Consider the following 11,969-nt stretch of genomic DNA (forward strand, 5'->3'; position numbering starts at 1 on the left):
TAAAAGGAAAATAATAAGCGCCTAATGCCGACTCTATACATTTGCTATGTGGCTCTCTACCGCTGTGGGCACCACGACACTACCAGGCTCCAAATTAGAGAAAGCCCGATTAGAAATAGTCGGGCTTTTTTACGTCTGCAGAAAAGTGAAAAATAAAGGTGCAAGGTGAAATGCACTAGTTAAAAGGAAAAAATAATAGCCAAAAGCTACCTGCATGCTTTCATTATGACTCTCAACGCTGTTTTGCCATGCGCTGTTGCTAAGAAGTAGCAAACAGACTCAAATGAGCCGCAGCTTACTTTGAGTTTTTATATTATTAAAGCAAGCTTAACGGTGTTCGTTTCTGAGAAAAATATAATTTTGCTTTGTTAGTGGCTTTGATTTAGGATCAAAACAGTTTAAAACCAATATTGATTTGCCTGTGTATAGATTATTAATTAGCGCCTTATCCATTTTCTTTTGTGTTTCTGTATCTGCAGTTGAAGTAACTGATCTATATCAAGATATTTTGGTTGTAGAAGATAAATCTCGTGATGCGCGTTTAGACGCTAGTCGCAAAGCGCTTCTTAACGTACTAGTAAAAGTGAGTGGTGATAAAAGTGCAGATGAAAATCAGATAGCACAGCAACGCACCAAAGATATATCTGATTATATGCTGAAATTTGAATACGATGAGCGTATTCCTGGAACGCTTAAGTTACTAGTTAAATTTGAAGCGCGAAAGATCAATGCACTAATAAAAGATCTTAATTTGCCGTTGTGGGGAGCTCAACGTCCACTGGTTGCTATCTGGTTAGGCATTGAAGATAACAGGCAGCGAGAGCTGGTTACTCAAGAGAGTTATCCTCAGTTAGAGCAACTGATTTACGACAAAGCAAGCCGCCGCGGTTTACCGGTTGTTGTGCCTTTACTAGATTTACAAGACAGACGGCTTGTTGGTGTCCCTGAAGTTTGGGGAAATTTTTCTGGGCCTGTAGAAGAGGCATCTAAACGCTACAGTGCTGAGCGAAGTATTACTGCTAGAATGTATCAAGCGTTTAACTCTGATAATTGGGTACTAGATTGGCGCTTTACCAATGATGAAATGTTTGAATCTAACCGTATCACTGGCTATAGACAGCAAATTGTTGCGCAAATGATTGATGATTTAGCACAAGGTTTAGCTGGTGAATATGCGATTGATCCTAATGCTTATTATGAGCAGCGTACTGCCAATTTAACTTTAAAAGGGACTGAGAGCTTTGTTGATATTGAATTGGCTAAGCGCCGCTTAATGAATCTAAGCGTAGTAACTCAAGCTGTTATTTTACGCAAAACACCCGATTCGGTTGAGTTTGAGCTTCATCATACGGGGACTGTGAGTGACCTTAAAAAAGCCCTTGGCCTGGATAACGCCTTTAAAGACTATGTTGATCCTCGTGCTTTTTATCACATAGTTGATGAGCAAAGCCTAGAGTATCAATGGGTTGTAAATTAATGCTAACTCAAGAGCCAATACAAATGGCATTGCCGGTTACTTTACCGGACGATGAAACATTTGCATCCTACTTTGGCGGTGAAGACTCACTTGAGGTAAATCATCTCAAAGATAGCTTTTCTAAGCTTGCTCACTCTTTTCAGTATACCTATTTGTGTGGCTTAGGAGATTCTGGTAAATCTCACCTACTATATGCCACTTGTATTCAGGCACAAGAGTGTGGCTTATCTAATATGCTGCTTTCCATGCGCGAGGTCATTCATTTTGGACCAATGGTTTTAGATGGGCTTGAAGCATTGGATGTATTGTGTATTGATGATGTGCACTTGGTAGCAGGCAATGATGCATGGGAAAAAGCGTTATTTAACTTTTTTAATCGCTTTAATGAGCCTAATAAAATGCTGGTAGTGACTGCCGATTTACTGCCTAACATGCTTAATATTAGCTTGCCCGACTTAGAATCCCGTTTAAAGTGGGGCACTACGTTTCAAATTCGTTCTATGAGTGACGATGATAAAGCACAGGCGCTGGTTAAGCGTGCAAATATGCGTGGGCTTGAACTGAGCGATGAATGTGCGCGATTTTTATTAACGCGTTTGAGTCGTGATATGCGTGCTTTATTGGATGTATTAGACAAATTAGATCACGCATCCATGGCTGCACAACGAAAATTGACTATTCCTTTTATAAAATCAACGCTAAAGCTGTAGTAGGTCTAGAATCTAGACCCTGCTTTCAGTTATCATTAGCTAACTAAATTGTAATCACCTTCTGTGAAAGATCAGGTATCGAATGAACTTAGAAAACATATTAGCGCAAGCACTTGAGGCGGTAGCCAGTGCCAGTGAAATCGCGCAGCTAGAAGAGATCAGGGTTAACTATCTTGGTAAAAAAGGCGAAATTACCAGCTTACTTAAAACGTTAGGTAAAATTGCCCCTGAAGAACGTAAAGAAGCAGGCCAAGTAATTAACCAAGCTAAGCAAGACGTGCAAGTTGCGATTAATGACAAGCGTGAATTGTTAGCAAGTAAAGCATTAGAAGAAAAACTAGCGGCAGAAACAATCGATGTAACTTTACCTGGGCGTGTTATGCCATCGGGTGGTTTGCATCCAGTAACTCGCACCATTGAGCGTATTGAAAGCTTCTTTGGTGAACTTGGCTTTGCTGTTAAATCAGGCCCTGAAGTTGAAGATGATTTTCATAACTTTGATGCGTTAAATATACCAGAGCATCACCCAGCTCGCGCCGATCACGATACCTTTTACTTTAATCCTAAGCTGGTTTTACGTACTCAAACCAGTGGTGTACAAATTCGTACTATGGAAACTGAGCAACCGCCACTGCGTATTATTTCGCCAGGGCGTGTATACCGTAATGACTACGACCAAACACACACGCCTATGTTCCATCAGGTGGAAGGGTTGATGGTTGATACTGATGTAAGCTTCACTGAGCTTAAAGGTATTTTACATGACTTTTTACGTAACTTTTTTGAAGAAGACATGGAAATTCGTTTTCGTCCTTCATTCTTCCCGTTTACAGAGCCTTCAGCCGAAGTGGACGTGATGGGTAAAGACGGTAAATGGTTAGAAGTATTAGGCTGCGGCATGGTTCATCCTAACGTACTTAAGTCTGTAGGCATCGATCCTGAAAAATACACAGGTTTCGCTTTTGGTATGGGTGTTGAGCGCTTAACCATGTTGCGTTACGGCGTAAACGATTTACGTGCGTTTTTCGAAAATGACTTAAAATTCCTAAACCAGTTCCGTTAAGAGTGAAGAGATAAAATGAAATTTAGTGAAAAGTGGTTAAGAGAGTGGGTAAATCCTGCAATTGATACGCAAGCTCTTTCGGAACAGCTTTCAATGGCTGGTTTAGAAGTAGATGGCGTTGAGCCGGCAGCAGCCAAATTTAATGGCGTTGTGGTAGGTGAAGTGGTTGAGTGTGGCCAACACCCTGATGCAGATAAACTACGTGTAACAAAAATTAATGTTGGTGGTGATGAACTGCTTGATATTGTTTGTGGTGCACCAAATTGCCGCCAAGGTATTAAAGTTGCAGTTGCCACTGTTGGCGCAGTGTTACCAGGCGATTTCAAAATTAAAAAAGCCAAACTCCGTGGTCAGCCTTCACACGGCATGTTATGTGCGTTTGATGAGCTAGGTATTAGTGAAGAAGGCGATGGCATTATGGAATTGCCTCTTGATGCGCCTATTGGTGCCGATTTACGCGAATATTTAGCGCTTGATGACAACATTATTGACGTAGATTTAACGCCTAACCGTGGCGACTGTTTAGGTATTAAAGGGCTTGCCCGCGAAGTCGGCGTACTTAACAGTATTGATGTAAATACATTAAGCATTCCAGCGGTAACCCCGACAATTGAAGACAAAGTATCAATTGAGTTGGTTAACGATGATGCCTGTCCTCGCTATTTAGGGCGTGTTATTAAGGGCATTAACCTAGACGCTGAGACGCCATTATGGATGGTTGAAAAGCTACGTCGTAGTGGTGTACGTTCAATCGATCCGGTTGTTGATGTGACTAACTTTGTATTATTAGAGCTTGGCCACCCAATGCATGCATTTGATTTAAATGCGATTGATGGTGGAATTAAAGTACGTAGTGCAACCCCAGGTGAAGAGCTGGTTTTATTAGACGGTAATACGGCTAAATTAAATGAATCGACATTAGTGATTGCCGATCATCATAAAGCGCTAGCCATTGCTGGTATTTTTGGTGGTGAGCAATCTGGCGTTACTGACAAAACAGCTGATATCCTGTTAGAAAGCGCATTCTTTAACCCTGTGGCTATTGCAGGACAAGCACGCAGCTATGGTTTGCACACTGATGCATCTCATCGCTATGAGCGTGGCGTCGACTTTGCACTACAACACGATGCCATGGAGCGCGCTACAGCGTTACTTCTGGAGATTGTAGGTGGTAACGCAGGTCCAATCGTTGAAGCTGTTGCTGCAGATAAACTACCAAAAGTAACTGAAGTACGTTTACGTCGTTCACGTTTAGACCGTGTTATTGGTCATCACATTGACGATGCTAAAGTAACCGATATACTTACGCGTTTAGGTCTTGATGTTAAATTTGACAATGATAGCTGGAGCGCTGATGTACCAAGCTACCGTTTTGATATTCGTATTGAAGAAGATTTAATTGAAGAAGTAGCACGTGTATACGGTTACAACAGTATTCCTAATGTGGCACCAACTGCAAAACTTAAAATGACCACACATGATGAGTCAACTGTTGCACTGAGCCGTTTTCGTAATGCGCTAGTAACCCGTGGCTATCAAGAAGCCATTACTTACAGTTTTGTTGATCCTAAAGCGCAAGCTATTTTACACCCTGAGTGTAATGCATTGGTATTGCCGCACCCAATTTCAATTGAAATGTCAGCGATGCGTGTAAGTTTAATGCCTGGCTTATTAGCATCTGTTGCCTATAACCAAAACCGCCAGCAACCACGTATTCGCTTATTTGAACATGGCCTTAAATTTATCAGCGATGAAAGCGCAGAAAATGGCGTTTACCAAGTGCCGGTTATTGGTGGTGTTATTACCGGGCTTGTGCATGGCGAACATTGGGTTGAAGAAAAACGTAACGTTGATTTTTACGACCTAAAAGGGGATGTTGAAGCATTACTTGCTATTACCAATGATGTTAGCCGCTTTGAAATTAAAGCCGAGCAATCAGATGGCCTTCATCCTGGTCAATCAGCCGTTATTTATGTTGATGGAAAAAAAGTAGGTTTCTTTGGTGCATTACACCCTCAAGCGCAAAAATCGTTAGATATCAATAACGCTACTTTTGTGTTTGAAATTGAAATGTCGGCATTAGAAAAAAGAAATTTACCGCAGGCTGTTGGGGTGTCTAAATTCCCATCAAATCGCCGCGACATCGCTATTTTAGTACAAGACAGCGTTAAAATAGGTGATATTTTAAACGTCATCGGAAAAGTTGGCGGAAATCAATTGGTTGACCTAAACTTATTCGATGTGTATAAGGGCAAAGGTATTGAGCCAAATTATAAGAGTTTGGCGATTGCTCTAACACTGCAAGCGGTTGATAGAACACTCGAAGAGAAAGATATCAATCAGGTAGTTGATAACGTGGTGGCCGCACTGGCCGAAAAGTTTAATGCATCGTTGAGGGACTAGATATGGCGCTTACTAAAGCCGACATAGCTGAACACCTATTTGAAAAGCTCGGGATCAATAAAAAAGATGCCAAAGATTTAGTTGAAGCGTTTTTTGAAGAAATCCGCTCAGCGCTTGAAAAAGGCGAGCAGATTAAGCTCTCTGGATTTGGTAACTTTGATCTTCGAGATAAGAAAGAAAGGCCGGGACGTAATCCGAAAACGGGAGAAGATATCCCAATTTCAGCACGTCGCGTGGTTACCTTTAGACCGGGGCAAAAGTTAAAAACCCGTGTCGAAGTAGGCACAAGCAAAAAATAAACAAAAAGGCAGCGTAAGCTGCCTTTTTTGTATCTGTTTTATTATTTCCGGGGGGAAATAAACGTTCCTTGATCTATTTGCTGCAAAGTCTGCTCGGCTAACCTATCTAAACTCTCTAAATTCTTTCCTTGTGCTATTAACTGCTGCTCAATTAACAGTATATCAATATGTTCAATACCAGAGAGCTGAGCTATTTTGGCAAAAATATAAGCATGTTTATATTGTTGATGTTTATAAAACAGGCTGATCAAAGACATATATATTTCAGGGTTCGGTTCATGCTTGGCTTTATTCAGCGCTAGCGTGTTGTATAAAAAATTAATCGCTTTTTCTTCATCAACCTTAATGTAATAAGACGCCAAGTAAAATTGCATCTCAGCACTTTGTTCAACTTCTGCAGTATGTTCTAAAGCGAGCAAACGTGTTAATGCACTTTCGTCATTGTTTCTTGACCAATGATAATAAAGCAAGCCCGGGTGGCTGGTGTGTTTTGTCTGTTGATAAATCCGCGCTATTTCCCTCATGCTCGTTAAATGGGCACGTCGGCGAGCCGTGGTTTTGCTTTTTAGTTTTATGTGCTGAATGTTGGCTGCCAAAGCAATACATTGATTGTAATGCTCAAACGCTTTAAGTAATTGATATTTGCGTTCATCGGTTGGTTGTAAAGATTCAAGGTGACGAGAAAAAATAGTACGTTCTCGCTGCGCTTTACAGTGACTATCTTGGTTAAGATCATTACACATGGCCGGCGATTGAACGCAAATATCTTCAACGGTTAAAGATTCTTCACAGCCTGTAAGCAACATTGCAAAGGCGAGGGTTATGCGCTTAAAAGCCATCTGAGTCTCTCAAATTATTAGGGTCTGTTGACCTTTCAAGGTTGAATTTGCAGCAGTCTGTTTGGTATTGAGACAAGGCAGAGCCTATGCGGTGTGGTTATTCCCCATAAATAGGCGATAACGTTGCATCAATGCCAAACAGGCGCTGCCCGAAGGGTTCTGCCTAGGGGTGATTTACTCTTTGTTGCCTACATGGATGTAGGTAAGGGGCGTGAGCAGGACGCGGAAGCTTTGCTCGGTTTTTACTTAGCCCACTAGGTTACAAACCTCGCGCCGCGATTAAATTGTCCCTAGTTTGAACAAATTTTAATCCGCAAAGGTCAACAGACCCTCATATAGTATTATTCTAGCCTAAACTTTAGTCTCTAACAGTAGAGAATAAAATGAGATTAAATTAGAATAGGCCTGCCCGAAGGAATGCGTTGCTCTCAAAATTCGATGCATTCTTAGGCTATCCGTTCAAAATTGTTTAATTAGGTAAAAAAAATGACCTCATCTCACGAGTTAGAATACACAAGTAGCTGGCAAGAACGTCAAGATTACGCAGAAAGCATGCAGCCTATTATTGGTAAATTGTACCGTAATCGTGGTATCGAAATCGCTGTTTACGGCCGTCCATTAGTAAATTCAAGCACTATTGATATTATCAAGTCTCACAAATCAGTAGCTCAATTTGAAGGGACTAAACTGCGCCTACGTGAAAGCTTCCCATTCTTAGAAGCTATCAGCAAAATGGAATTAAATTCTGCCCGTATCGATATTGGTAAATTAGCATACAGCTATTTATACACAGATGCAGCGAATGGTCGTTCAGTAGAAGAGTTTGTTAAAGATGAACTTGCTGAAATTGTTGACTCTAAACCAAAAGCACCACGTGACGTTGTACTTTATGGTTTTGGTCGTATCGGTCGCTTATTAGCACGTTTGTTAATAGAAAAGTCAGGCCCGTATGCCGATTTAAACCTTCGCGCTATTGTTGTGCGTGGCGGTAAAGATGGCGATTTAGAGAAACGTGCAAGCTTATTACGTCGTGACTCTATCCATGGTCCATTTAATGGTTCTATCACCATCGATAAAGAGCGTAATGCAATTAAAGCGAACGGTAGCTACATTCAAGTTATCTACGCTAACTCGCCAAGTGAAGTTGATTACAGCGCCTACGGCATCGAAAACGCATTAGTCGTTGATAACACAGGTATCTGGAAAGATGAAGCCGGCCTTGGTCAGCATTTAGAATCTAAAGGGGCTGCAAAAGTATTATTAACAGCGCCTGCTAAAGGTAATATTAAAAATATCGTTTACGGTGTAAACAACCAAGATATTTTACCGGAAGACAAAATTGTCTGTGCAGCAAGTTGTACAACCAATGCGATTACGCCAACACTTAAAGCATTAAACGATCAGTTTGGTATTAAGAATGGCCATGTTGAAACAGTTCACTCATACACTAATGACCAAAACTTAATTGATAACTACCACAAAGCGGAACGTCGTGGTCGTGCTGCGGCGTTAAACATGGTTATCACTGAAACAGGTGCAGCGAAAGCGGTTTCTAAAGCATTACCAGAGCTTGAAGGTAAACTAACAGGTAACGCAATCCGTGTACCTACACCAAACGTATCATTAGCTATCTTAAACTTGAATCTTGAAAAGAGCACAACGGTTGAAGAGCTTAATGCGTTTTTACGTGAAACAGCACTTCACTCAGACCTACGTGATCAAATCGATTACACAGCATCAACTGAAATCGTCTCTACCGATTTAGTGGGTAGCCGTTACGCAGGTGTTGTTGATTCTCAAGCAACGATTGTTGATGATAACCGTGTTGTACTTTACGTATGGTACGACAATGAGTTTGGTTATAGCTGTCAGGTAGTTCGCTGTATGCGCGACATGGCAGAAGTCTCATTCCCAAGTTTACCTCGATAAACACATGAGCTATTAAGAAAAGCCAGCACTTGCTGGCTTTTTTAGGTCTGAAGATTTTTAAAGTGAAGCGGTTATGGTACGCTTTATTAAATTGGGTACGCGTTTATACACTTTTAAAGTGCAGTGACACGTATTTACCTCTTGGCTAAATGCCTTAGTCAAAGACACACAGTTAACTAATAGGTTTGTTGTAATGAAAATCAGTAGCAATTTCGACAGTGGTAATATTAAAGTTATTGAAGCCACCGATCCGTTAAATATTCAGCTAGAAATTAATAAAGATCACCAGTCTGAGTTTTATCAGTGGTTTCACTTTCGCCTTGAAACAACGCCTTATCAACTTCATCAGTTAAATATTAATAATCTTGATAAGTCTGCATACCCTGATGGTTGGGTAGACTACCAAGCTGTTGCTTCATACGACCGTCAAACATGGTTCCGTGTACCGTCTTCGTATGAAAATGGCACATTAACATTTGAGCTTGAGCCTGAGTGCAGCAGCGTTTACTTCGCCTACTTTGCACCCTACAGCTACGATCGTCATTTAGACTTATTAGCATGGGCGCAAAGCCAAGAAATTTGCCAACTAGAAACACTAGGTCAAACGCTTGATGGGCGTGACATGAGCGTGCTTAAAATTGGTCAGCCAAGCGCCGATAAAAAAGTAATTTGGATCACTGCTCGTCAACACCCAGGTGAAACAATGGCAGAGTGGTTTGTAGAAGGCTTAGTACACAAGCTACTTGATGATGAAGACCCTCATGCAGCAGCCTTACTATCAAAAGCGGTATTTTATATCGTGCCAAACATGAATCCAGATGGCAGTGCACGTGGTCACTTACGTACTAATGCTAAAGGGGTTAATTTAAACCGTGAATGGCAAACACCCAGCATGGAAAACAGCCCAGAAGTTTACTTAGTGCTTAATAAAATGCGCGAAGCCGGCTTAGACATGCACCTAGACATTCATGGTGATGAAGCCATTCCATATAATTTTGTTGCCGGTAGCGAAGGCATACCAAGCTATGATGCACGCCTAAAAGGCCTAGAAGATAGCTTTAAAGCCGCGCTTTTAACTATTACTCCAGAGTTTCAAGATACCCATGGCTACGATAAAGACGAACCAGGTCAAGCTAATTTAACAGTAGGTTCATCAGCGACAGCAGAAGAATTTAAAGCACTAACTTACACAGTTGAAATGCCATTTAAAGATAATAATGACTTACCCGATCCAGATTATGGTTGGTCAGATCGTCGTTCATATCAATTTGGACAAGATACTTTAGCAGCCATTGTTAATGTTGTAGACAACTTAAGATAAAACGTTTGTTTCAAAGGGTATCAATAATATTGATACCCTTTTTACTTTTAGCTAAACCAACCGTACCAAAAAATAAGAATCATTTACCCACCACAGCACTAAAACGTTTCAATACACCTTCTCGACAGATTTAATACCATATAGTCTAAATCAATTTGCACTTAGTTAAACGTTGCTCTGGAAGACTTAATATAAATCAACAATAAGTTGTTTTGAAAATTAACTGTTAACAATATTGGGTACTTAAGTTAATATCGATTGAGCAATAAGAAAGACGGAAAAGATTAATCCCTTATTTCGTAAAGCTTATGACAGGTATTCTGAGTAGCAGAGTATGGTAATTAATAATAATAAATATAACTGTGAGGATGTTCATGGAAGCTTTTGTAAGCGCCGTTAATGATGTTGTTTGGAGTGATGCACTCATCTATTTATGCCTAGGCGCAGGTTTATTTTACTCCGTACTAACTCGATTTGCTCAAGTTAGACATTTTAAAGAAATGTGTAAGCTATTATTTAGCCCTAACACCTCAGAAAAAGGGATTTCATCTTTTCAAGCTCTTGCTGTTTCATTATCTGGGCGAGTAGGGGTTGGTAATATTGCCGGTGTTGCAGCCGCAATTGGTTTTGGTGGCCCTGGCGCTATTTTCTGGATGTGGGTTGTTGCTTTTTTAGGTGCAAGTACTGCATACGCGGAGTCAACATTAGGTCAAATTTATAAATTAGAAGAAGACGGCCAATACCGCGGTGGTCCAGCGTATTATTTTGATCGTTGTTTAGGGCAAAAATGGCTGGCTGTATTATTTGCTGTGTCGGCAATTATAGCGTGTGGGGTTTTCCTGCCGGGCGTGCAAGCAAATGCTGTGGGCAACGCATTCACTCAAGTATTTGGCGATGGCACTATGGTGTCTACAAGTTTTGGTGACGTAGGCAGTTTTAAACTGGTTGCGTTGGCCATTATTCTTATTGTTTTAGCGTTTATTATTTTTGGTGGTATAAAGCGCATTGCTAATTTTACGCAAATTGTAGTGCCATTTATGGCGCTTGGTTACATCGTACTGGCCTTAATTATCGTATTTTTAAATATAGACAAAGTACCAGGTATTTTCTCGCTTATTATTGGTGATGCATTTACAGCCCAAGCAGGTTTTGGTGCTGCAATTGCTTGGGGTGTTAAGCGTGGTATCTATTCTAATGAAGCCGGTCAAGGTACAGGTCCTCATGCTGCGGCTGCGGCAGAAGTTGATCACCCTGCACAGCAAGGTTTAGTGCAAGCTTTTTCTGTTTATGTTGATACACTTTTTGTATGTACAGCAACGGCATTAATGATTTTAATAACGCAGCAATACAATGTAGTCGGTACTTTGCCAGAAGGGCAGTTTATAATCCAAAATGTGGATGCGGCAACTGAAGTGGGATCAGCAGCATTCACCCAAATGGCGTTGTTTAGTGTATTCGGTAGCTTTGGAGAAGCGTTTGTAGGTATCGCTTTATTCTTCTTTGCTTTTACCACCATACTGGCTTATTACTTCATTGCTGAGACAAATATCGCGTACTTAAATCGCTACTTTAAAGGAAGTATTCCGCTTGTAGTGGTAAAACTTATGATTATGTTTATGGTAGCCTACGGCATGGTTAACAGTTCCGGTTATATTTGGACTATTGGCGACATAGGCGTTGGCTTAATGGCGTGGATCAACATATTGGGTATATTAGCCATTTTCTTTGTCGCTAAACCGGCCTTAACATGTTTGAGTGATTATGAAGACCAGAAGAAAAAAGGTGGCCAAATCACATTTGATCCCGTTAAGTTAGGGATTAAAAATGCTACCTTCTGGGAAAAGCGCCTTGAAAAGCAATCTAAAGACGCTGAATAAACAGATCCCAATAACCTAATATCATCTATTGGGTTAAATTCAAAAAAGACA

General features: G+C 40.8%; 9 protein-coding genes. 8 read left to right on the plus strand and 1 reads right to left on the minus strand.

Features of this window, described 5'->3' with window-relative positions; genetic code table 11:
• The first annotated feature begins 421 nt into the window (after nucleotides 1–421).
• From N523_RS0117575 to ihfA, 5 genes are all read left to right on the plus strand, one after another.
• The gene (locus N523_RS0117575) at nucleotides 422–1,477 is read left to right on the plus strand and encodes a DUF2066 domain-containing protein (RefSeq protein WP_024603125.1); all 1,056 of its coding nucleotides are present in this window, start codon (nucleotides 422–424) and stop codon (nucleotides 1,475–1,477) included.
• Nucleotides 1,477–2,187 (plus strand): DnaA regulatory inactivator Hda, encoded by a 711-nt coding sequence (gene hda / locus N523_RS0117580; protein WP_028835825.1) that lies wholly within the window; start codon nucleotides 1,477–1,479, stop codon nucleotides 2,185–2,187. Before N523_RS0117575 ends, hda begins: the two co-directional genes overlap by 1 nt.
• 82 nt (nucleotides 2,188–2,269) lie before the next feature.
• Nucleotides 2,270–3,250 (plus strand): phenylalanine--tRNA ligase subunit alpha, encoded by a 981-nt coding sequence (pheS, locus tag N523_RS0117585; protein WP_013464600.1) that lies wholly within the window; start codon nucleotides 2,270–2,272, stop codon nucleotides 3,248–3,250.
• A gap of 15 nt (nucleotides 3,251–3,265) precedes the next feature.
• Entirely contained in the window at nucleotides 3,266–5,653 is a 2,388-nt protein-coding gene (pheT, locus tag N523_RS0117590; protein ID WP_028835824.1) for a phenylalanine--tRNA ligase subunit beta, read from the plus strand.
• Between the two features lie 2 nt (nucleotides 5,654–5,655).
• Nucleotides 5,656–5,952 (plus strand): integration host factor subunit alpha, encoded by a 297-nt coding sequence (gene ihfA, locus N523_RS0117595; RefSeq protein WP_008114070.1) that lies wholly within the window; start codon nucleotides 5,656–5,658, stop codon nucleotides 5,950–5,952.
• Between the two features lie 41 nt (nucleotides 5,953–5,993).
• Here ihfA and N523_RS0117600 read toward each other — a convergent pair whose 3' ends face one another.
• Nucleotides 5,994–6,791 carry a DUF2989 domain-containing protein gene (locus tag N523_RS0117600; protein ID WP_028835823.1) on the minus strand — a complete coding sequence of 266 codons (798 nt, stop codon included), beginning with the start codon at nucleotides 6,789–6,791 and terminating at the stop codon, nucleotides 5,994–5,996.
• A gap of 486 nt (nucleotides 6,792–7,277) precedes the next feature.
• On the opposite strand from N523_RS0117600, the gene N523_RS0117610 reads away from it, so the two are divergent.
• From N523_RS0117610 to N523_RS0117620, 3 genes are all read left to right on the plus strand, one after another.
• The gene (locus N523_RS0117610) at nucleotides 7,278–8,720 is read left to right on the plus strand and encodes a glyceraldehyde-3-phosphate dehydrogenase (RefSeq protein ID WP_013464603.1); all 1,443 of its coding nucleotides are present in this window, start codon (nucleotides 7,278–7,280) and stop codon (nucleotides 8,718–8,720) included.
• 193 nt (nucleotides 8,721–8,913) lie between these two features.
• Nucleotides 8,914–10,041, plus strand: a complete 1,128-nt coding sequence (locus N523_RS0117615) for a M14 family metallopeptidase (RefSeq protein ID WP_013464604.1) — start codon at nucleotides 8,914–8,916, stop codon at nucleotides 10,039–10,041.
• Nucleotides 10,042–10,415: 374 nt separating this feature from the next.
• A complete protein-coding gene (locus tag N523_RS0117620; protein ID WP_028835822.1) occupies nucleotides 10,416–11,918 on the plus strand; it encodes an alanine/glycine:cation symporter family protein in 1,503 nt (500 codons plus the stop codon).
• Nucleotides 11,919–11,969: the final 51 nt, after the last annotated feature.

The organism is Pseudoalteromonas sp. 23_GOM-1509m, assembly GCF_000518425.1.
Lineage (GTDB): Bacteria > Pseudomonadota > Gammaproteobacteria > Enterobacterales > Alteromonadaceae > Pseudoalteromonas > Pseudoalteromonas tetraodonis.